The organism is Hymenobacter baengnokdamensis, assembly GCF_008728635.1.
Taxonomy (GTDB): domain Bacteria; phylum Bacteroidota; class Bacteroidia; order Cytophagales; family Hymenobacteraceae; genus Hymenobacter; species Hymenobacter baengnokdamensis.
This window is the reverse complement of sequence record NZ_CP044285.1, coordinates 3,302,943-3,325,309: the sequence shown is the minus strand read 5'-3', so window position 1 is coordinate 3,325,309 and position 22,367 is coordinate 3,302,943. Positions and strand designations below refer to the sequence as shown.

Below are 22,367 nucleotides of genomic sequence, written 5' to 3'. Positions count from 1 at the left end.
CCGCCCTTTTCGCTGGCCCGCCCAGCTTTATCGACTACTTAGCCGGCTGAATATTTTGACAAGCAAGTTCTTTCTGGTTTGCCTGCTTTGGTGGGGCGTGCTGAGCGCGCAGGCCCAAAGCGGCCTGCCCCGGCTCGTGAAAACCGGTTCGGGTACGCAGCTGCTGGTCGATGGCAAGCCGTATTTCGTGCTGGGCGGCGAGCTGGGCAACTCCGCGGCTTCGAGCACAGCCTATATGCAGCCCGTGTGGCCCCGCCTGAAGGCCATGCACCTGAACACGGTGATTGCGCCGGTCTACTGGGAGCTGCTGGAGCCGGCCGAGGGCAAGTTCGATTTTACGCTGGTTGATGGCCTGCTGCGCGATGCCCGCCAGTACCACCTGAAGCTGGTACTTCTCTGGTTCGGGGCCTGGAAAAACAGCATGTCGTGCTACGCGCCCGCCTGGGTAAAAACCGATACCAGGCGTTTCCCGCGCGCGGAAAGTGACAACGGGGTGCCGCAGGAAATCCTGACGCCCTTCGAGCCCCGCAACCTGGAGGCCGACCGCCGGGCCTTCGGGCAGTTGATGCAGCACCTGAAAGCTACCGACGACCAGCAGCATACCGTGCTAACCGTGCAGGTCGAGAATGAGATTGGCATGCTGCCCACCGCCCGCAGCTACGATGCCCGCGCCAATGCAGCGTTCCGGCAGCCCGTGCCCGCCCCGCTGCTTGCCTATATGCAGCGCGAGCGCAACAGCTTAAAGCCCGAGCTTGCGGCCATCTGGCAGCGGCAGGGCGCCAAAACTACCGGCACCTGGGAAGAGGTGTTTGGCAAAAGCCCGGCCACCGACGAGATTTTTATGGCCTGGCACTACGCCGTGTATACCAACGCCGTAGCCGTCGCCGGCAAAGCCGCCTACCCCTTGCCCATGTACGTGAATGCGGCCCTCAACCGGCCGGGCGTGCCGCCGGGCAAGTACCCCAGCGCCGGCCCGCTGCCCCACCTCATGGACGTGTGGCAGGCCGCTGCCCCGGCCATCGATATCTTGGCTCCCGACTTCTACAACCCCGATTTTAAGCACTGGTGCGACCTGTACACGCGCGGCGGCAACCCGCTTTTTATCCCCGAAATCCGCTTTGAGGACGGGGTGGCGGCCAAGGCGTTTTTTGCCTTTGGCAACTACAACTGCCTGTCGTTCTCGCCTTTCGCTATTGAGGGTAGCGATACGCTCAAGGGCGCGCCCATCGGCAAAGCCTATGAGCTGCTGCAGCAGGTAAGCTTTTTGCTGGCGCGGCACCAGCCCGCCGGGCAGGTGCGCGGCTTTCTGGTGCAGAAAGACTCGGCCGCCCGCACCGCCACGCTGGGCAACTACCGCTTCTCGGCCCGGCATGAGTACACGCTGGGCTGGTCGCTGGGTGCCAAAAAGCCCGACTGGACGCCGGGCGGCGGCCTGCTCATCGCGGTAGGCCCCGACGAGTTTTACCTGGTCGGGACCGGCCTCGTACTCACCTGCGAGCCCCTTGCCAGCGGTAAGCGCGCCGGCTACCTGAGCGTGGAGGAAGGCCGCTTTGAAGGCGAGAAGTGGGTGCCCGGCCGCCGCCTGAACGGCGACGAGGACCACCAGGGCCGCCACGTGCGCGTGCCCGGCAATGAGTATATGATTCAACACGTAAAAATCTACACCTATTAAGACCCGGCGCATGACCCGTATTCTTTCTGCTGGAATGCTCCGGCCCGGCTGGCTGGCCTGGCTGAGCGGCTGCCTGCTGGCCGCCCCGGTCGCCCACGCCCAGGTGCGCCTGCCGCGCCTGGTAAGCAGCGGCATGGTGCTGCAGCGCGAGACGCCGGTGCGCATCTGGGGCTGGGCCAAAGCGGGCGAGCCGGTGGCCGTGACTTTTCAGGGCAAAACCTACCGCGCCACCACTAGCGCCGATGGCCAATGGCACGTGCTGCTGCCAGCTATGAAAGCCGGCGGCCCCTACACGCTTGCTATCACGGCCAGCAACCGCCTCACGCTGCAAGACGTGCTGGTGGGCGACGTCTGGCTCTGCTCGGGCCAGTCGAACATGGAGCTGCCCATGCGCCGCGTGCGCGACAAATACCCCGAGGTAATTGCCCAGGCCGCCAACCCGCGCATCCGGCAGTTCGACGTGCCCATGCGCTATGCCTTCACCGGCCCCAGGGCCGATGTGACGGGCGGCAGCTGGGTGGCCGCCACCCCCGAAACCGTGCTCAACTTCTCGGCCGTGGGCTATTTCTTCGCCAAGGAAATCAACGCCCGCTACCAGGTGCCCGTGGGGCTGATAAAGAACGCCGTGGGTGGCTCGCCGGCCGAAGCCTGGCTTAGCGCCGACGCACTCAAGCAGTTTCCCAGGTATGCGCAGCAAAGCGCGCCCTACCAGGATAGCGCCCTGGTAGCTGGCACCAGGCAGCGCGAAGGCGCGGCCGTCGGGGCCTGGTACCAGCGCCTGCACCAGGCCGACCAGGGCGAAGCACCGGGCCAGCCAAAGTGGTACAGCCCCGGCTACGACGCCAGCGGCTGGGCTACGATGACCGTGCCCGGCGAGTGGGCCGACCAGACCCCGCTCGGCCCGGTCAATGGCGTACTCTGGTTTCGTAAGGAAATAGAGGTGCCGGCCAGCATGACGGGCAAAGCGGCCCGCCTGGAGCTGGGTACCCTCGTCGACGCCGACTCCACCTATATTAATGGGCAGCTGGTGGGCACCACCGCCTACCGCTATCCGCCCCGCAAATATGATTTTGGGCCCGGCGTGCTTAAGCCGGGCAAAAACGTAGTGATGGTGCGCCTCATCAGCAACGGGGGGCGCGGTGGCTTCACCCCCGATAAAAAATACCAGCTCACGGCCGGCGGCCAGGTGCTCGATTTGCGCGGGCCCTGGCAGTACAAGCTGGGCGCGGCCGTGCCGCCTACCCCCGGCACCACTACCTTTCAGTACCAGCCGGGCGGGCTCTACAACGGCCTGGTGGCCCCCGTGCTCCCCTATGCCATCAGGGGCGTGCTGTGGTACCAGGGCGAATCGAATACCGGCCACCCGGCCGACTACCAGGCCCTGACCACGAGCCTCGTCAACGATTGGCGCGCTCACTTCGGGCGGCCCGACTTGCCGTTTTTGCTCGTGCAGCTGGCCAATATCAACGCCGCCAAAAAGGAGCCCGGCGAAAGCAACCAGGCCCTGGTACGCGATGCGCAGCGCCGCCTGCTGGCCTTGCCCCACACCGGCCTGGCCGTCATTTCGGACGTGGGCGAGTGGAACGATATTCATCCCCTCGACAAGCAGACCGTGGGCCATCGCCTGGCGCTAGCGGCCGAGAAGGTGGCCTACGGCGATGCTAAAGTCGTGGCTTCCGGTCCGCTTTATCAGGCCATGCGGGCCAAGGGTAACAAGGTTACCCTGAGCTTTTCCAGCGTTGGCAGTGGTATGATAGCCAAAGGCGGTGGTCCGCTGGCGGGCTTCACCATAGCCGGCGCCGACCATAAGTTTGTGCCGGCCCAGGCGCGGGTGGTAGGTGATAAAGTGGTCGTCTGGAGCGACCAGGTAGCCGCTCCGGTAGCCGTGCGCTACGCCTGGGCCGACAATCCGGAAGGAGCCAATCTGTACAATAAAGAGGGCTTGCCGGCTTCCACCTTCCGCACCGACGATTTTTGAGTTAGCCCGTTTTATACCAGTTATCCCCGCTTTCGCGCTAGCCATTCCGGCGCGGCCCCGGCTGTTGCTCTGCCTTATGAAATACCTCCTCGGCTACGATATCGGTAGCTCTTCCATCAAAGCTTCGCTGCTCGACATCGCTACCGGCCGGTGCGTGGCGGCCGTGACCTCGCCCCACACCGAGATGGAAATCGCCGTGCCCCAGCCCGGCTGGGCCGAGCAGCGCCCCGAGCGCTGGTGGCAGGAAGTTATCAATGCCACCCATCAGCTCAGGGCCGCCTACGGCTTCGATGCCACGCTGCTGGCCGGTATCGGCATCACCTACCAGATGCACGGGCTGGTGCTGCTCGACCAGGCCGGCCGCGTTTTGCGCCCCGCCATTATCTGGTGCGACAGCCGCGCCGTGGAAATCGGCAACCAGGCTTTTGCCGGGCTGGGAGAGGAGTTCTGCCTGGCAAACTTCCTGAATTCGCCCGGCAACTTCACGGCTTCCAAGCTGAAGTGGGTGCGCGAGAACGAGCCGGAGATTTACGCCCGAATCCATAAGATTCAGCTGCCCGGCGATTACCTCGCCTACCAACTCACGGGCCAGCTGCAAACCACGGTTTCGGGCTTGTCGGAAGGCATATTCTGGAATTTCAAGCGGCAGGCTATTGCCCAGGAGCTGCTCGACTATTACGGCATCAGCGCCGACCTGCTGCCCGAGGTGGTCGATACCTTTGCCGTGCAGGGCCGGCTCACCGCCGAGGCCGCCCGGGCGCTGGGCCTGGCGGCGGGCACGCCTATCAGCTACCGCGCCGGCGACCAGCCCAATAATGCCTTCTCGCTCAATGTATTGAACGCGGGCGAAGTAGCCGCCACCGGCGGCACCAGCGGCGTGGTGTACGGCATCAACGAAACCACCACTGCTGACCCGCGCTCGCGCGTCAACTCGTTTGTGCACGTCAACAGCACCCGCGAGCAGCCCAAAAACGGCGTGCTGATGTGCCTCAACGGCACGGGTATTCTCAATAGCTGGCTGCGCAAACTCGTGGGCGACCTGCCCTACGAGCAGCTGAATGCGCTGGCCGCCCAGGCTCCGGTAGGGGCGGCGGGCCTGCTTTTTTTGCCCTTCGGCAACGGGGCCGAGCGCATTCTCGAAAACCGGCCGGCCGCCGCCGGGCTGCACGGCCTGCAATTTAATATACATAGTAAAAATCATATATTACGCGCCGCCCAGGAGGGTATCGTGTACGCCCTGAACTACGGCATGGACATCATGCGCGCCTCGGGCGTGCAGGTGCAGAAAGTGCGCGCCGGCCACGCCAACATGTTTCTGAGCCCGGTTTTCCGCGAGGCTTTCGTGAACTGCGGCAACCTGACGCTGGAGCTCTACGACACCGACGCGGCGCAGGGCGCGGCGCGCGGCGCGGGCATCGGGGCCGGCATTTATGCCAGTGCAGCCGAAGCATTCACTGGCTTGGTGCGCATCAGCACCGTCGAGCCCACGCCCGCCCTGCAGGCGCAGTACCAGCAGACGTACTCGGACTGGCAGACGCTGCTGGCCCGCGAAACCAGGCCGGCGGAATTGCTGCTGGCGTAAACCAAATTATCAACTTTCCAACTACCCTAACATCCTTCAGCTCATGGCTAACCAGGAATTTTTTAAAGGCATTGACAAGATAAAGTACGAAGGCCGCGACTCTGACAACCACCTGGCCTTTAAGTGGTACGACGAAAGCCGCGTGGTGGCCGGCAAAACCATGAAGGAGCATCTGCGCTTCGCTACGGCCTACTGGCACACCTTCGTGGGCACGGGCGGCGACCCGTTTGGCCCCGGCACCAAGAAGTTTGCCTGGGACGCGCACCCCGAAATTATCGGCCGCGCCAAAGACAAGATGGACGCGGCGTTTGAGTTCTTTACCAAGCTCGGCACGCCTTACTATTGCTTTCACGACATTGACCTGGTGGAGGAGGGCAGCTCGCTGCGCGAGTACGAAAGCAACCTGAGCACCATCGTGGACTATGCCCGGCAGCACCAGCAGGAGACCGGCGTGAAGCTGCTGTGGGGCACGGCCAACGTGTTCTCGAACCCGCGCTACATGAACGGCGCCAGCACCAACCCCGACTTTGCGGTGGTGGCCCACGCCGGCACCCAGGTGAAGAATGCCATCGACGCGACCATCGCGCTGGGCGGCGAAAACTACGTGTTCTGGGGTGGCCGCGAGGGCTACATGACCCTGCTCAACACCGATATGAAGCGCGAGCAGGCCAACATGGCTAAGTTCCTGACGATGGCACGCGACTACGCCCGTAAGCAGGGCTTTAAAGGCAAGTTCTTTATCGAGCCCAAGCCGGCCGAGCCCACCAAGCACCAGTATGACTTCGACGCGGCCACCGTTATCGGCTTTTTGAAGGAGCACGGCCTGGATAAAGACTTTATGCTCAACCTGGAAGTGAACCACGCCACGCTGGCCGGCCACACCTTCCAGCACGAGCTGCAAGTAGCCGCCGATGCTGATATGCTGGGCTCGATGGATGCCAACCGGGGCGACTACCAGAACGGCTGGGACACCGACCAGTTCCCGAACAACCTCAACGAGCTGACCGAGAGCATGCTCATCATCCTGGAGCACGGCGGCTTCCGGCACGGCGGCATCAACTTCGACGCCAAAACCCGCCGCAACTCGACCGACCTGGAGGATATTTTCGTGGCCCACATCTCGGGCATGGACACGTTTGCCCGCGCCCTGGTAACGGCCGATAATATCCTGACCAAGTCCGGCTACCGGAAGTTTCGCACCGAGCGCTACGCCTCGTTTGATACGGGCCACGGGGCCGATTTCGCCCAGGGCCGCCTCACGCTGGAAGACCTGCGCAAAATCGCGCACGAGCACGGCGAGCCCACGCCCCGCAGCGGCAAGCAGGAGTGGCTCGAAAGCCTCATCAACCAGTACATCTAACCAGGTAGCGTGGACGCTGGGAGTCCGCGCGTGGGAACGACCTACGCGCGGACTCCCAGCGTCCACGCTACTGCCATGCGAAAAATATGTAGGGGAACACGGCTCGGGCAGTCTGCGCCGCGTTCCTTTGCGCCACCAATCTTTTTCGCTTTCCCCATGAGCAACCCTAATCCCAACAACGTTTCGATTGACGAACTGAGCGTCAACACCATCCGCCTGCTGTCTGTCGACATGGTGCAGAAGGCCAACTCGGGCCACCCCGGCCTGCCGCTGGGCGCCGCCCCCATGGCCTACGTGCTGTGGTCGCGCTTCCTGCGCTTCAACCCGCAAGACCCCAAGTGGCCCAACCGCGACCGTTTCGTGCTGTCGGCCGGCCACGGCTCGGCGCTGCTCTACAGTCTGTTGCACCTCTACGGCTACGATTTGTCGCTGGACGACCTGAAGCAGTTCCGCCAGATGGACTCGCGCACGCCCGGCCACCCCGAGTCGCACATCACGCCCGGCGTGGAGGTGACCACCGGCCCGCTCGGCCAGGGCTTCGCCAACGGCCTGGGCATGGCGATGGCCGAGGCGCACCTCGGCGCCCTGTACAACAAAGAGGGCCACGCGCCGGTGCAGGACCACTACACCTACGTGCTGGTGAGCGACGGCGACCTGATGGAAGGCATTGCCTCGGAGGCGGCCTCGCTGGCCGGCCACTTGCAGCTGGGCAAGATGATTTACCTCTACGACGATAATAAGATATCGCTCGATGGCCCCACCAGCTTCGCCTACACTGAAAATGCCATGCAGCGCTTCGATGCCTACTACTGGCACACCCAGCACGTGCAGGACGGCAACAGCCTCGATGAGATTGAGAACGCCATCCGGGTGGCGCAGTCGGTGAAAGACCGGCCTTCGATTATCGCCGTACGCACGATTATCGGCTTCGGCTCGCCGCTGGCGGGTACTAGCAAGTCGCACGGCTCGCCGCTGGGCGCCGACAACGTGAAGGCTACCAAGAAGTTCTACGGCTTTGACCCCGAGCAGTCGTTTCAGGTACCCGCCGAGGTCTATGAGCACCTGCGCCAGCCCGGCCTGAAAGGTGCCGAGCTGCAAAAGCAGTGGGAAGCCGACTTCGCCGCCTACGCCAAAGCATTTGGGGCCGAAGCGGATATGTTTAAGATTTCCTTCGCCGGCCAGCTGCCCGAAGGCTGGGACAAGGACCTGCCCGTGTACACGCCCGCCGACGGCGAGCTGGCCACCCGCCAGGCATCGGGCAAGGCCCTGGACGTTATCAAGAAATCGGTGCCGTTCATGTTCGGCGGCTCGGCCGATTTGGCCTCGTCGAACGAGATGGATAAGTCGGGCGACGACTCGTTTCAGTACCTGCACCCCGAGCGCAGCAACGTGTGGTTTGGCGTGCGTGAGCACGCCATGGGCGCGGCGATGAACGGCATTGCCCACCACGGCGGCCTACGCACGTATGGCGGTACGTTCCTGACGTTCAGCGACTATATGCGCGGAGCCATTCGCCTCACGGCCCTGGCCGAGAGCACGGCCACGTTCGTGTTTACCCACGACAGCATTGGCCTGGGCGAAGACGGCCCCACCCACCAGCCCGTTGAGCACGTAACCGCGCTGCGCACGGTGCCCAACATTGTGGTGCTGCGCCCCGCCGATGCCAACGAAAGCACCGAGGCCTGGCGCATTGCCATGACCACGCCCAAGTCGCCGGTCGTGCTCATCTTCTCGCGCCAGAAATTGCCGATTCTTGACCAGTCCAAGCTGGGCTCGGCCCGCGAAGGCGTGGCCAAGGGCGCCTACATTCTGAGCGAGGCGAAGGGTGGTCAGCCCCAGCTTATTCTCATTGCCACCGGCTCGGAAGTAAAGCTGGCCATGGAGGCCCAGCAGGTGCTGGAGCAGGAAGGCACCGCTACCCGCGTAGTGAGTATGCCCAGCTGGGAGCTGTTTGAGCACCAGGATAAAGCCTACCGCGAAAAGGTGCTGCCGCCCACGCTGCGCAAGCGCGTAACTATTGAGGCTGGCACGCCCATCGGCTGGCACAAGTATGCCACCGACGAAGGCGCCGTCATTGCCATGAACCGCTTCGGCGCGTCGGCCCCGGCTGAGGAGCTGTTCGAGAAGTTTGGCTTCACCGTCGAAAACGTCGTGAAGCGGGCCAAAGACGTGCTCGCCGGCCACCCCGAGCAGGAAGACGAGAAGCAAGTAGTAGCCAAGGGCAACTAAGCGAGGAGTTGCGGGCGGTCGGTTATCGGCTGCCGGGCTCTGCGCTGCTGTTAGTCCTGCATTTCGATAACCGACCACCCGCACCTAATCGCTCATGTTGTTTCCAACCCTTTTCCGACGGCCGGCTGGCCGTCGGCACTGGCTGGCCTTTGCGCTGGCCGCCGCTGTCATGGCCCCCGTAGCGCCCGCCCTGGCCCAGGCCACGGTGCCCGTAATGGTGCAGGCTGGCGATGCTAAAGTGTTTATTAGCAAAGATATATACGGGCAATTTGCCGAGCACCTCGGGCGCTGCATCTACGGCGGCTTCTGGGTTGAGCCCGGCCTGAACGTGCCCCGGCAGGGCCGCCTGCGCCTGGACGTAGTGGAGGCCCTGCGCAAAATCCACGTTCCCAATATGCGCTGGCCCGGCGGCTGCTACGCCGACGCCTACCACTGGCGCGATGGCATTGGGCCCACCGCCCAGCGGCCCCCGCGCCTCAACGTGTGGTGGGGCGACGCGGTGGAGGACAACAGCTTCGGCACCCACGAGTTTCTGGAGCTGTGCGGCCTCATCGGCTGCGAGCCCTACCTGGCGGCCAACGTTGGCAGCGGCACGGTGCAGGAGATGGCCAGCTGGATGGAGTACCTCAACTCCAGCGCCGATACGCCCCTGACCCGCGAGCGCGCCCAAAACGGCCACCCCAAGCCCTACGGCGTCACGCTCTGGGGTATTGGCAACGAAAGCTGGGGCTGCGGCGGCAACATGACGCCCGAGTACTACTCGGATGTGTACAAGCGCTACGCCACCTTCGCCCACAACTACCCCGGCTCGCCGCCGCTGCGCCACGTGGTAAGCGGGGCCAACGGCGACGATGCCAACTGGACGGAAACGTGCATGAAGCGCATTCCGCTCAACCAGATGTGGGCCATTACGCTGCACCAGTACACGCTGCCCACCGGCAACTGGTCCAAGAAGGGCCCCGCCACCGGCTTCGACGAGGCGCAATATTTCAGCACGGTGCGCAACTGCCTGAAAATGGACGCGGTAGTGACCAGGCACGCGGCCATTATGGACAAGTACGACCCCCAGAAAAAGGTGGCGCTGCTCGTGGATGAGTGGGGCGTGTGGACCGACGTAGAGCCCGGCACCAACCCCGGCTTTCTGTATCAGCAAAACACCCTGCGCGATGCGCTGGTGGCCGGCACCACCCTCAATATCTTTAATAATCACGCCGACCGGGTGCGCGGGGCCAACCTCGCCCAGGCCGTGAACGTGCTGCAGGCCTTGATTTTAACGGATAAAGAGCGGATGCTGCTCACGCCCACTTATCACGTCTTCGACCTCTACCAGGTGCACCAGGATGCGCAGCTGCTGCCCCTGCAATTCAGCAGCCCCGACTACCTGCTGAATGGCGAGAGAATTCCGGCCCTGAACGCCTCCGCCTCGAAAGATAAGAACGGCGTGGTGCACGTGTCGCTCGTCAACCTCGACCCCAGCCATAGCTTCCGAATGGAGATGGCGCTGCCCGGCATGAGCTGGAAAACCGTGACGGGCAGGATATTGACCTCGGCGAAAGTCAGCGACTACAACACGTTTGACCAGCCCGACAACATCAGGTTAGCGACGTTTAGCGGCGCCAGGAAGCGCGGCGATAAGCTGGCCGTGGAAATGCCACCCAAATCGGTGGTGGTGCTGGAAGTGAAGTAAGCTTTAACTGGCCTGGTAAAGAATAGGGAGACGCGCAAAGTGGCGTTTCCGCACGGAGTGTACGCTTTTTTGAAGAATATGAAAAACAATATGTATCGGCTGGCCCTGGCCAGTGTGCTGTTTACCGGCGCCGTCGGCCTTAGCAGCAGCCAGCGCCCGCCCGCCGAAAAGGGCCTCAAAGATTACTACCAGGCCTATTTCCCCATCGGCGTGGCCGTGTCGCCGCAGGCCTTGAAAAACCCGGCCGAGGTGGCGCTCATTCTCCGGCAGTTCAACAGCCTGACGCCGGAGAACGATATGAAGATGGGCCCCATTCACCCCGAAGAAAACCGCTACAACTGGGGGCCGGCCGATGCCATCGTGGACTTTGCCCAGGCCCACCAGCTGCGCGTGCGCGGCCACAACCTCTGCTGGCACGAGCAAACGCCCAGGTGGCTGTTTAAAAACGCGGACGGCAGCCCGGTGAGCAAAGAATTGCTGCTCAGGCGCTTGCACGACCACATCGATACCGTGGTAAAGCGCTACAAAGGTAAGATTTATGCCTGGGATGTGGTCAACGAAGCGGTTGCTGACGACAGCACGCAGCTCCTGCGCAACTCGGACTGGTATAAAATCTGCGGCGAGGATTTTATTGCCGAAGCCTTCCGCTACGCCCACGCTGCCGACCCTCAAGCGGTGCTGTTTTACAACGACTACAACACCGAGCGCCCCGGCAAGCGCGAGCGCATCTACCAGCTGCTCAAGAAATTAAAGCAGGCCAAGGTGCCCATCGATGCGGTAGGGCTACAGGGGCACTGGTCGCTGGTCGAGCCCACCGAAAAAGACCTGCGCGCCACCATCGAGCGCTTCGCTTCGCTGGGGCTGAAGGTGCAGATTACCGAGCTCGACGTGTCGGTGTACCCCTGGGAAAAGGACCGCCGCGCCCGGCGCCCCGGCGAGTCGGACGCCTACACGCCCGAGATGCAGCAAAAGCAAACGGCTCAGTACAAGCTGTTTTTCAAGGTGTTCCGTGACGAGGTAAAGTACCTGACCGGCGTAACCTTCTGGAATATCTCCGACCACTACACCTGGCTCGATAGCTACCCCGTGGCCGGCCGCAAAAACCACCCGCTGCTGTTCGATGAGAATTTCAAGCCCAAGCCGGCGTACTACGAAGTGGTTAACTTTTAGATGGATAACTTATTGAATAGTAATAGTATGCGTGCTATCATCACTCACCTTCGCGGTGCGCTGGCGCTGCTGCTCCTGCCGGTGCTGGCCGTGGCGCAGCCGGCGGCGCTGCCTGTTGGCACCAGCTATATCTCGGCTACCGAAAGCGCGGGCAGCTTTCCGCTCTTTGCCAATGGCCGGGCCGCCACGCTCTACGCCAGCCCCGGCGAGTGGCCCGGCGTGCTGCGCGCCGCCCGCGATGTGCAGGCCGACCTCGGGCGCGTGACCGGCCAAAAGCCGGCCCTGCGCACCAGCCCGCCGCAGGGCCGGCAGCCGGTAGTGCTTATTGGCACAATTGGGCATAGCGCCTTGATAGATAAGCTGGTAAAAGCCGGTAAGCTCGACGTGAAAAGCCTGGCCGGGCGCTGGGAAACCTTCGTGGTGCAGCCCGTGGCCAACCCGCTCCCCGGCGTGCGTCAGGCGCTGGTGGTGGCCGGCAGCGATAAGCGGGGTACTATATATGGTCTGTACGATTTATCGCAGCAGATGGGCGTTTCGCCCTGGTACTGGTGGGCCGATGTGCCCGTGCCGCCGCAAAAAAGCCTGTACGTGGCCGCCGGCCGCCACACGCTGGGCACGCCGCAGGTGAAGTACCGGGGAATTTTTATCAATGACGAAGCGCCGGCCTTTGCGGGTTGGGCGAAGGCAAAGTTTGGCGGCATCAATCACCAGGCGTATGAGCATGTGTTCGAGCTGATTCTGCGTTTGAAAGGCAATTACCTGTGGCCCGCCATGTGGGGCAATGCCTTCAACGACGATGACAAGGCCGACCCGCAGCTGGCCGATGAATACGGGATTGTGATGGGCACTTCGCACCACGAGCCTATGCTGCGCGCCCAGCAGGAGTGGAAGCGCTACGGCCACGGCGCCTGGAACTACCAGACCAACGACAGCACGCTGCGTGAGTTCTGGCGGCAGGGAATCCGCAACATGGGCCGGCACGAAAGCCTGGTTACCATTGGGATGCGCGGCGACGGCGACGAGCCCATGAGCGAAGGCAGCAACATTGCGCTGCTCGAAAAAATAGTGGCCGACCAGCGCAAAATCATCGCCCGGACTACTGGCCGGCCCGCCGGCCAGACGCCCCAGGTGTGGGCGCTCTATAAGGAAGTACAGGACTACTACGACAAGGGCATGCGCGTGCCCGACGACGTGACGCTGCTGCTCTGCGACGACAACTGGGGGAATATTCGCAAGCTGCCCAAGCTAGCCGCCCCGCCCCGGCGCGGCGGCTACGGCATCTACTACCATTTTGATTACGTGGGTGGGCCGCGTAATTACAAATGGCTCAATACCAACCCGCTGCCGCGCATCCGGGAGCAGATGAGCCTGGCTAAGGACTACGGCGCCGACCGCATCTGGATTGTGAACGTGGGCGACCTCAAGCCGATGGAGCTGCCAATCTCATTCTTCCTCGACCTGGCCTGGAACCCGAAAGCCATTCCGGCCGACGGGGTAGCGGCCTACACCCAGCGCTGGGCGGCCCAGCAGTTTGGCCCCCAATACGCCGCCGAAATTGCCGATATCCTCGCCAGGTATGCCAAGTACAATGCCCGCCGCAAGCCCGAGCTGCTCGATGCCACTACCTACAGCCTGGCTACCGGCGAATGGGCCACGGTAGTAGCCGATTACACTACCCTTGCTACCCGTGCGGAGGCCATCAACCAAAAGCTGCCGGCCGCGGCCCGCGATGCCTACTTCGAGCTGGTGCTGCACCCGGTGCTGGCCTGCGCCAACCTCAACGAGCTGTACTACACCGTGGCCCTGAACCGCGAAGCGGCAAAAACCAAGCAGCCCAACACCAATGCGCTGGCCGAAAAAGCCCGGGCGCTGTTTGCCAAAGACGCCGAAATCTCGCGGCGCTACAATACCCTGGCCGGGGGCAAGTGGAACCATATGATGGACCAGACCCACATCGGCTACACCTACTGGCAGCAGCCGCCCGTCGATACGATGCCCGAAGTGGTGACGCTGGCCGCCGGCACGGCGCCGGCGCCGACGACCAACGCCGTAACACCCGAAAAAGCTGACTACGTGTCGATTGAAGCCGAGTACTTCACGCAGGCCGTGAATGGCGGGGGCGTAAGCTGGCAGCGCCTGCCCGACCTGGGCCGCACGGCGGGAGCCGTAACGAGCATCCCCACCACGGCCGCGCCCACGGCCACGCCGGGCGGCAACACCCCGCATCTCGATTACCGCATTACGCTCTCCCAGGCCGGCCCGGTAGCAGTGAGCGCCTACCTGGCCCCGACCCTCGATTTTACCAATACCACCGGCCTGCGCTACGCCGTGTCGATTGACGACGAAGCGCCGCAGCTCGTCAACCTGCACACCGGCCTCAGCCCCGACAACGGCAACAAGCCCTGGGAGCAGGCCGTGGCCAGTAATATCATCCTTAAAACCTCGCAGCACCACGTGGCGGCGGCCGGCCCGCACGTCCTCAGGTTCTGGCGCGTCGACCCCGGCGTGGTGCTCGAAAAGCTGGTGGTGAGCCCCGGTGCCGTGCCCGCCAGCTACCTTGGCCCACCCCAGAACGTGGCGGTGCCAGCTACGAAAGGCAGTTTGGGTAGTCGGTAAAGTATTGCTGGTTAACTGCGAATACTGCCGAGCTTACATCGCCAGACCAGCCAGCTCAGCAACCGGGGAAAGCTGGCCTGACTGCTTTTTTGCGCAGATATATAGGGGAGGATAAGCATCTTTGTGCGCTATTCTCCGTCATTCAGCGCTATGACTAAAACTACTGCTTTTCACCTTTGGGGGCGCCCGCTGGCGGCCTTCCTGGCCGTTGCTGTGCTGGGCAGCTGCGCCCGCACCATGCGCGACACTACCTCCGGCGAGTCGTCTACTATCGGCAGCCTCGTATACGTGGGTACGAATGTGGGCGGCGACCAGGCGGCCAGCATTTATCTCTATCGCCTGCATCCGGCCACGGGCGCGCTGACGCCAGTAAGCGTGCAGCGCGGCGGCGACCACCCGACTTACCTGACGATGGATGCCACGCACCGCCATTTGTACGCGGTGAGTGAAAGCGGCACCTTCCGGGGCCAGGCCAATACTGGTGGCGTTAGTGCCTTTGCCGTCGATGCCCAGACCGGCGCCTTGGCCCTGCTCAACCAGCAGCCCTCGCGCGGGGCGGGGCCGTGCTACATCAGCCTCGACCACACGGGTAAGGAAGTGCTGGTAGCCAATTATGGCGGGGGAAGTGTGAGCGTGTTGCCACTGCAAGCCGATGGGAAGCTGGCTCCCGCCTCGGCTAACGACCAGCATCAGCCGCCGCTGGGACCGCACAAAAACCAGGACCACGCGCACGCGCACTGTTTTATCACAGACCCGGTCAATCGCTACGCCTTTGCCGTGGACCTGGGTACGGATAAGGTATATGCCTACCGGTTTAACGCAACTACTGGCCAGCTGCGGCCCCAGGCCAAGCCGGCGTTTTTGGCCCGGCCGGGCGCGGGGCCGCGCCACCTCACGTTTCATCCCAATGGCCACTTCGCCTACCTCGAAAATGAGCTGAACTCGACCGTAACGGCGCTGGATTATGATACCACCGGCACGTTTACCGAATTGCAGACGCTCTCGACGCTGCCGGCCGGCTTCAAGGGAGAAAATTCGGGGGCCGATGTGCACGTCAGTCCCGACGGGCGCTTTCTCTATACGTCTAACCGGGGGGATAACAGCTTGGCAGTCTTTGCGATTGAGCCGGTTACGGGCCGCCTGACGCTGGTGCAGCACATCAGCACCCAGGGCCAGACGCCCCGCAACTTTGCCCTCGACCCCAGCGGCCGAATACTACTGGTTGCCAATCAGAATTCGGATAACATCTTCACCTACCGCATCGATGCCAAGTCGGGCAAGCTTTCGCCCACCGGCGAATCGGTAAGCCTGCCTTCGCCCATGTTTTTGGAAGTACTGCCCGATTTTACCAAGTGAGGGTGAGGGGCCGCAAGGTAAAAAGAGGTTTCGCAAGGTTTGGATTCAGAGCGGTTTCGGAATTGATTTTTAATTAATTCCGAAACCGCTCACTGGATTAAAAACCATCGCAGGTACTTTGCGAAACCTCTTTTTACCTTGCGGCCCCCCGCGCTATCAGTCGGCGGCCGGCAGCAGCGCCAATAGCTCATCCTCCGAGATAATCGGCACCTTGAGCGTAGTAGCCTTTTCGCGCTTGGCGGGGCCCATGTTGTCGCCGGCTACCAGGTAGCTTAGCTTCTTGGAGATAGAGCCCGTGATTTTACCGCCGTGCTGCTGAATCAATTCCTGCAGCTGCTCGCGGCTATAGTTCTCAAACACGCCCGAGAGTACAAACGTTAGCCCGCTGAGGCGGTTGCTCACCGCCTGGGGCGGCTCACCGGTGGTGGCGAGCTGCACGCCGGCCGCCTGCAGGCGGCTTACCAGCTCCTGGCTTTCGGGCTGCTGGCTCCACAGGGCCAGCGAGTCGGCAATGACGCCGCCGACCTCGGGCACGGCGGCCAGCTCTTCGGCCGAGGCCGCCATGATGGCGGCCATCGTGCGGTAGTGCTGGGCCAGCTTCTGGGCCACGGTTTCGCCCACGTAGCGAATGCCCAGGCCAAAGAGCACCCGCGCAAAGGGCACCGTTTTGCTTTTCTCGATGCCGGCAATCAGGTTGTCGATTGACTTCTCGCCCAGGCGCTCCAGGCCCACCAGCTCGGCGCGGCGCTGGGGCAGGTCATATATATCAGCGGGGGTATTTACCAGGCCCAGGTCGAAGAAGCGGCCCACGGTTTCGGCCCCCAGGCCGTCGATATTCAGCGCCTTGCGCGACACGTAGTGCTCCAGCCGCGCCTTGCGCTGGGGTGGGCAGCCGCGCTCGTTGGGGCAGCGGAAGTGCGCCTCGCCCTCGGGGCGCACCAGCGGCGTGCCGCAGGCCGGGCACTCGTGCGGAAAGCGCACCGGCACGGCCCCGGCCGGGCGGGCCGACAGGTCCACGCCCGTTATTTTGGGGATAATCTCGCCGCCTTTTTCCACGAAAACCATATCGCCCAGGCGCAGGTCGAGCAGGGCTATCTGGTTGGCGTTGTGCACGCTGGCGCGCTTCACGATGGTGCCGGCCAGCGGCACCGGGTCGAGCAGCGCTACCGGCGTCACGGCCCCGGTGCGGCCCACGTTGTAGAGTATCTCGTTGAGCCGGGTGCGGGCCGCCGCCGTGGGGTATTTGTAAGCAATGGCCCAGCGCGGACTTTTGGCGGTGTAGCCCAGCTGCTCCTGCTGGCGCAGGTCGTCTACCTTTATCACGATACCATCGGTATTCACGGGCAGCGTGAAGCGCTGCTGCTGCCACTCGTGAATGTAGTCGAGCACCTCCTGTAGGGTAGCGCAGCGCCGCCAGGTAGGCGATACCGGCAGGCCCCAGGCGGCGGCAGCTTCCAGCGTTTCACTGTGGCTGCCGAAGGTGCCCCGGCCCGGCGTGAGCACCGAATAAGCATAAAAGCGCAGCCGCCGCGCCGCCACCAGGGCCGAATCCTGGAGCTTGAGCGTGCCGCTGGCCGCGTTGCGCGGGTTGGCCATCAGGGCCTCGCCGTTTTGCTCGCGCTCCTGGTTGAGGTCGTCGAATACCTGGTTGGGCATGAATACTTCGCCGCGCACTTCCACATCGGGCGGAAACGTGCCGTGCAGGTGCAGCGGCAGCGTGCGAATGGTGCGCACGTTGGCCGTTACCACGTCGCCGCGGGTGCCGTCGCCGCGCGTCACGCCCTGGCTCAGCTCGCCACCTAAGTAGCTCAGGCTCATCGCTACACCGTCGAATTTCTGCTCGCATACGTAGCCGTAGGGTGCGCCTTCGAGGCCGCGCTGCACGCGCTCGTCAAACTCGCGCAGGTCGTCTTCCGAATACGTATTGCCCAGGCTCAGCATGGGAAAGCGGTGCTGGGCGGTGGCAAATTGCTTGGTGATGGTGCCGCCCACGCGCTGGGTGGGCGAGTTGGGCAGGGCCAGGGTAGGGTGGGCCTTTTCCAGCTCGTTCAGCTCGGCCAGCAGCTGGTCAAACTCCTGGTCCGACACCTCCGAGATATCGTGCTGATAATATTGGGTGTTGAGGTAGTGCAGGCGCTGGGTCAGCTCCTGGATGCGGGCTTGCGGGTCCATAGTAGGTGGGGGAGAAGCAGCGCGGGCTAAGGCTAAGATGAGCAAAGCAGAACGTCATGCTGACGAAGGGGGCAGCTTGGCCGGTCCGGTGGGTGAAGCGGCCAAGATGCTTCCTTCGTCAGCATGACGTTCTTTGATAAGGTAACTTCCGTGGCCGCGTTACGCCGCGCTGGCCGGCCGCACGCCGGGTAGCACGTAGGTGCTGCCGGCTTTCTGAGCATCGGCTTTGCCCTGCTCTTCGGTGCGGGCGGGCGGGGCATTGTCGTCGGTGCCGGGCTGGCCCTGGGCTTCCTTGGCCTCGGTGGGGATAATGGGCTCGGCCGGCGATTGGGGCTTAAAGCGGGCGATGAGCACAAACAGAATGGTGACGACGGCGAACCAGGCGAAGAATTTCATAAGCGGGTAAGAAAAAGCAGACAAAGCAAAAGATTGAGACAAAAATACGCGCTCTCGGGCAACGGCAACCCTGGCCCGGCGGTTGCGTTTGGGTTTTTAGAAATGAATAGCCGTGCTTTGCAGCGTGCTTTCGCCCCATTTACCTGCTCATCTCTTTTTTATGCCTGACCAATCCTCCGCTTCCTGGGCCGATACGGCCGCTTCGCTGCTCACCAAGCTTTCGGGTGGGGTGGAGCTCAACCTGGCTTTTGACCAGGTCGAGCTGCAAGTACCCAACCAGCTAAACCCCGCCGGGCAGCCGGCCACCTGGAAGCTCAACGGCTCGCTGCGTATTCGCACCAAAGGCGAGGCGCCGGCCGCCGCCCCGCTCGTGTCGCCCGCTCCCGACCCCAACGTGCCGCGTGTTTAGCCGGGCCCTGGAGGTAGAAGCCCGGCTGGTGCTTACCTGGCCGGGCGGGCACGATATTCAGCTGGCGGCTTCCGGCTCCTACCTTATTCTCAACGTGCCCAGCCAGCAGGTGCTCGACCTCATCACGGCGGGTCCGCCGCAGCCGCCCGGCGCGCCCAAAGCGCCCAAAAAGCCCGGCCCCGACCCCTTGCAGCAGCTTCATCAGCTGGCGCGCCGCCTGGGCCTAGTGCTCGACCTGCGCGTGGGCGGCAAAACCTACGTCCTCTTCGGCCTGGCTGACCGCAACGGCCCCAAAATCACGCTGAGCGCGGTACTGGGCAAGATTGGGTCGTTTTTTAAGTAGAACTACGCGCAAAGCAGAACAAAAAACTCCCTTTGTCTATTACAGGAGGGAGTTTTTTGTGCGTTAACTTAGCTTTTGTGCAAGCCCCCCGCGACGACCGTAATATTCCTTCCGGCACCGGCCACCAGCGGGCCGGGCACTCAGCTTTCAGCCGCATCGAGCGCGTGCCGCCGCTGCTAATGCTGCTCTACCTGGCGCTGCTGGGCATTACGATGCTCTTCGTAACGCTGGTGGCGATGTACGTTGCCTCACGGGCCCAGAGCACGGTGCCCCGGGGCATTCACGCATTTCCGCGCTACTTTTCCCTGAGCACGGTGGTGTTGCTGGTGTCGTCTTACACGCTGGCGCAGGCGCCCCGTCTGTATCGGGCCGACGACCTGCCCGGCCTGGCCCGCTGCCTGGGGGCTACGCTGCTGCTGGGCAGTATTTTCAGCGGCCTGCAGGTGCTGGGCTGGCGCGAGCTGGTTCAGCAGGGCGTGCTGTTTACGGGCGAGCGCAGCGGCACCTTTGTGTACGTTATCTCGGGGCTGCACGTGGCCCACATACTGGCCGGCCTGCTTTTTCTGCTGGCGCAGCTACTCAAAACCCTGCATGCCAGCCGCGACGCAGTGCGTACGCTGGTGTTTATCCGCAATCCATATCACCTGCGCCAGCTGCGGGCTTTGCTCACTTACTGGCACTTTATTGACGTGCTCTGGGTAGGACTGTTCGGGATGTTCTTATTCCTCTACTGAGACCACTGATTAGCTCGGATTGGAGCGGATTGCACGGATTTTGTGGACGGCGCGGCGCTCCGCTTGGTAAGACCTCGCTGTACAGTGCGCAAGCAACTCCGGGTCAGGGAATGTCCGGCCTCAACGGGTCGATTTCCGCACTTGTCCAGGAACCCGGAGCGGCACCACTTCACAAAGCCAAAAGTCTACCAAGCGAAGCGCCGCGCCGTCCACAAAATCCGTGCAATCCGCTCCAATCCGAGCTAATCAGTGGTCTTTATTGCACTACTTCGACCCAGCCTTTATACCGGCGGCCGGTAGTAAAGGTCAACAGGTAATAGTATACGCCGGCCATGTTCTCGCCGGTCCAGCGGAAGTTGCGGTCGCCCGATTCGTATACCAACCGGCCCCAGCGCGAGAATATCTTAATGCCTGCAAAGCGGTTATCGCAAAAATCAGCCGGCAGCGTACTCATAGTAAATACCTGGTTGGCCAGGTTGTGGCCGGTTGGCAGAATAATATTGGGTGGGGTAAAGGCAGCCGTGTCGGGGTTCAGCACCTCGAAGCGGACGCTGCGGGCCTGGGGCTGGGGGCGGCAGGTAACCTCCTGCAGCTGAAATGTAACGGTAAGCGGCATTGGCTTGCCATTTACCACGGCAACGCCGTCGCAGGCGGGCAGCCAGGTGAAGGTAGCCCCGGCCTGGCCGGCCGGCCGGGCCTCCGTAGTAAAGTACATACCCGCCGCGGCCAGGTCGAATCCCCGGCCCGCGGCACTCATCTTAAGCACGTCGCCGTTGGCGTCGGTGCCCGTAAGCGTAGCCGAGTAAGGCTGGCCTAGCGGCAGGCGGATAACCACTGTATCGGTAGGCGTGGCGGGTTGGGGCAGGGTAGTGGTAAGCACGGGCGGCACATTGCCGTAGTCCACAACAACCGGAATCTGGAGCGTGGGGGCCAGCTGCCGGGTGCCGCAGGGCGTGGTCGAGCTGGCGGTAAATACCAGCTGCTGGGTCTGCCCAGCCGGGCTGGTAATGGCCCGGCAATCGACGGGCCACGTAAAGCGGGCGCGGCGCACCTGGCCGGCTTGCGCCTGGGGCGCAATGGTGGCGCCCAGCACATCGGGCGCAAAGCCCGCGCTGCCACCCAGCGTAAACTGAATAGGGTCGCCGTCGGGGTCGGTGGCGATAAGGTCGAAGGCCAGCGTCTGGCCCGGCCGCACGTGCAGCGGCAGGCCTGGCCCGGCTGTGCTGCTGAGCGTGGGCGGACCGTTAGGGGGTGGCACTCCGATAAAGGCCACGTGGACCGTATCGTGCTTGGGCAGTGAGCAGCCGTTGTCGGCCACCAGCACGTCGAGGTGGCCCACCTTGCCCTGGGTATCGGTGCAGTCCGAAAAGCACAGCGAGGCTATCAGCGTATCGGGCTGCCCGGCCGTGTGCACCATTCCGGTGATGGCCGTTGTAAACGACGGCAGCGGCCCGGTATAGCCAAGGGGCAACAAGCTCAGGGTCAGTTGGGAGTTGGGGTCGGGGTCGGTAAAGCGCAGGCGCACGCAGTGGGGGCCGCCCGGCACGATACGCAGCGTATCGCGGCCCGCCCGGTAGGGGGTATTGCCGGTGGGGTTAGGCAGCAGCACCAGGCTGGGGGCCGTGTTTTTGGGGCATACCAGCACCTGCAGCTGAAAGTCGCGGCGCGTTTCCCCGATTTTCACGCCCTTGCGGTATTCCTGGCAGCGGACCCCAAACACAAACAGGCCCGTAGCCGAGGGCCGCACCGTAAGCCGCCCGGTGAGGGGCCCGATTTTAAGAGCGGGCGAGCCTGGAATCTGATTGGCCGCGCTGCGCCCCGGCATCCAGGTAATCTCGGCATAAGGCGCCCCGTAAAAGGCGGGCGGCGCGTTGCTGCCGGGGTTGGGATTGGACGAGTCGGCGTGTCCATTGAGGGGCGTCACCATGTCATACACCAGCGAGTCGCCGTCGGCATCCTGGCCGGCAAAGTCGTAGGTAAAATCTTCTCCCAGGCAGGCATAGTCGGCCAGCGGGGGAAACACGCGCGGCGTAGAGTCGCGAAATGCCTGCCCGTTGCGCACCACGGCCGGAAACTCCAGGTAGAAGGTCTGGGCCGCATTTTCGGGCGCCACTATATTACCGATAGTTTTGTTGCGGCAGCAGCGCTCTACCGAGGCGTAATAGCCTTGCGCACTCGAAAACTTATCCGGCGGCAGCTCTACCGTGTTGCGGTACGTCAGGGCTTTGGTGCTGAGGGAGCCCACCGCGCAGGCCGGGTTACTGTACTTGACAAACGTATCGTTGATGAGCGGCAGCTGCACCGTGGCCACCAGCCGATTGGTAGCCTTGTCGAAAATACCGGCGGCCAGGCTGCCATCGAGGGCAGCCGGACTGCCATTCACCGCGTCGAAGTACAGATTCAGCGTTAGCTGATACGTGTTGCCGGTCAGGTATTGCAGGTCCATCTCGCCGCCCACAATGTGCGTGGCCCTGGCCACCGGGGCATTGCCAAGTACCAGCAGCAGGCAGGCCAGCCCGCACGTAACCCAACGCGACAGCGCCGCCTTACAGGCCCATTCTGCCAATAAAGCATAGTAAAATCTCCTCATAGCGCAAGCAAGCTGGCGGGGTAGTAGCAAGTAATACTGATGAATAACACCTGGGCGAACCCAGGCCGGTCCT

The 22,367-nt window shown here is 63.0% G+C and carries 15 protein-coding genes; 12 read left to right on the top strand and 3 right to left on the bottom strand.

The features are described 5' to 3' along the window. Nucleotides 1-55 precede the first annotated feature (55 nt). The 9 genes from F6X24_RS14195 to F6X24_RS14155 all read left to right on the top strand — a co-directional run bounded on the left by F6X24_RS14195 (nt 56) and on the right by F6X24_RS14155 (nt 15,650). Nucleotides 56-1,672, top strand: coding sequence for a GH35 family beta-galactosidase (locus tag F6X24_RS14195; protein ID WP_229725116.1), 1,617 nt, complete (start codon nt 56-58; stop codon nt 1,670-1,672). A gap of 10 nt (nt 1,673-1,682) precedes the next feature. Continuing rightward, nucleotides 1,683-3,650 carry a sialate O-acetylesterase gene (locus F6X24_RS14190; protein WP_229725115.1) on the top strand — a complete coding sequence of 656 codons (1,968 nt, stop codon included), beginning with the start codon at nt 1,683-1,685 and terminating at the stop codon, nt 3,648-3,650. 76 nt (nt 3,651-3,726) lie between these two features. Then, nucleotides 3,727-5,232, top strand: coding sequence for a xylulokinase (locus F6X24_RS14185; RefSeq protein ID WP_151088646.1), 1,506 nt, complete (start codon nt 3,727-3,729; stop codon nt 5,230-5,232). A gap of 43 nt (nt 5,233-5,275) precedes the next feature. Next, nucleotides 5,276-6,592, top strand: a complete 1,317-nt coding sequence (xylA, locus tag F6X24_RS14180) for a xylose isomerase (RefSeq protein ID WP_151088645.1) — start codon at nt 5,276-5,278, stop codon at nt 6,590-6,592. A gap of 156 nt (nt 6,593-6,748) precedes the next feature. Then, nucleotides 6,749-8,821, top strand: coding sequence for a transketolase (tkt, locus tag F6X24_RS14175; protein ID WP_151088644.1), 2,073 nt, complete (start codon nt 6,749-6,751; stop codon nt 8,819-8,821). Nucleotides 8,822-8,915: 94 nt separating this feature from the next. Beyond that, a complete protein-coding gene (locus tag F6X24_RS14170) occupies nt 8,916-10,508 on the top strand; it encodes an alpha-N-arabinofuranosidase (RefSeq protein ID WP_191906336.1) in 1,593 nt (530 codons plus the stop codon). Between the two features lie 78 nt (nt 10,509-10,586). Then, nucleotides 10,587-11,678 (top strand): endo-1,4-beta-xylanase, encoded by a 1,092-nt coding sequence (locus F6X24_RS14165; protein ID WP_151088643.1) that lies wholly within the window; start codon nt 10,587-10,589, stop codon nt 11,676-11,678. 27 nt (nt 11,679-11,705) lie between these two features. After that, nucleotides 11,706-14,294 carry a glycosyl hydrolase 115 family protein gene (locus F6X24_RS14160; RefSeq protein ID WP_229725114.1) on the top strand — a complete coding sequence of 863 codons (2,589 nt, stop codon included), beginning with the start codon at nt 11,706-11,708 and terminating at the stop codon, nt 14,292-14,294. Nucleotides 14,295-14,444: 150 nt separating this feature from the next. Next, a complete protein-coding gene (locus F6X24_RS14155) occupies nt 14,445-15,650 on the top strand; it encodes a lactonase family protein (RefSeq protein WP_151088641.1) in 1,206 nt (401 codons plus the stop codon). Between the two features lie 156 nt (nt 15,651-15,806). Here F6X24_RS14155 and ligA read toward each other — a convergent pair whose 3' ends face one another. Further along, nucleotides 15,807-17,822 carry an NAD-dependent DNA ligase LigA gene (gene ligA, locus F6X24_RS14150; protein ID WP_151088640.1) on the bottom strand — a complete coding sequence of 672 codons (2,016 nt, stop codon included), beginning with the start codon at nt 17,820-17,822 and terminating at the stop codon, nt 15,807-15,809. A gap of 159 nt (nt 17,823-17,981) precedes the next feature. Continuing rightward, nucleotides 17,982-18,218 (bottom strand): hypothetical protein, encoded by a 237-nt coding sequence (locus F6X24_RS14145; RefSeq protein WP_151088639.1) that lies wholly within the window; start codon nt 18,216-18,218, stop codon nt 17,982-17,984. Nucleotides 18,219-18,378: 160 nt separating this feature from the next. On the opposite strand from F6X24_RS14145, the gene F6X24_RS14140 reads away from it, so the two are divergent. The 3 genes from F6X24_RS14140 (at nt 18,379) to F6X24_RS14130 (ending at nt 19,704) form a co-directional block, all read left to right on the top strand. Beyond that, a complete protein-coding gene (locus F6X24_RS14140; RefSeq protein WP_151088638.1) occupies nt 18,379-18,627 on the top strand; it encodes a hypothetical protein in 249 nt (82 codons plus the stop codon). Beyond that, nucleotides 18,620-18,970 (top strand): hypothetical protein, encoded by a 351-nt coding sequence (locus F6X24_RS14135; protein ID WP_151088637.1) that lies wholly within the window; start codon nt 18,620-18,622, stop codon nt 18,968-18,970. The genes F6X24_RS14140 and F6X24_RS14135 overlap by 8 nt, the downstream gene beginning before the upstream one ends. 77 nt (nt 18,971-19,047) lie before the next feature. Further along, complete coding sequence (locus tag F6X24_RS14130) at nt 19,048-19,704, top strand: cytochrome c oxidase subunit 3 (protein ID WP_229725113.1); 657 nt, start codon at nt 19,048-19,050, stop codon at nt 19,702-19,704. 256 nt (nt 19,705-19,960) lie between these two features. Here the strand turns inward: F6X24_RS14130 and F6X24_RS14125 are convergent, their stop codons facing one another. Next, nucleotides 19,961-22,294 (bottom strand): T9SS type B sorting domain-containing protein, encoded by a 2,334-nt coding sequence (locus F6X24_RS14125; RefSeq protein ID WP_151088636.1) that lies wholly within the window; start codon nt 22,292-22,294, stop codon nt 19,961-19,963. Nucleotides 22,295-22,367: the final 73 nt, after the last annotated feature.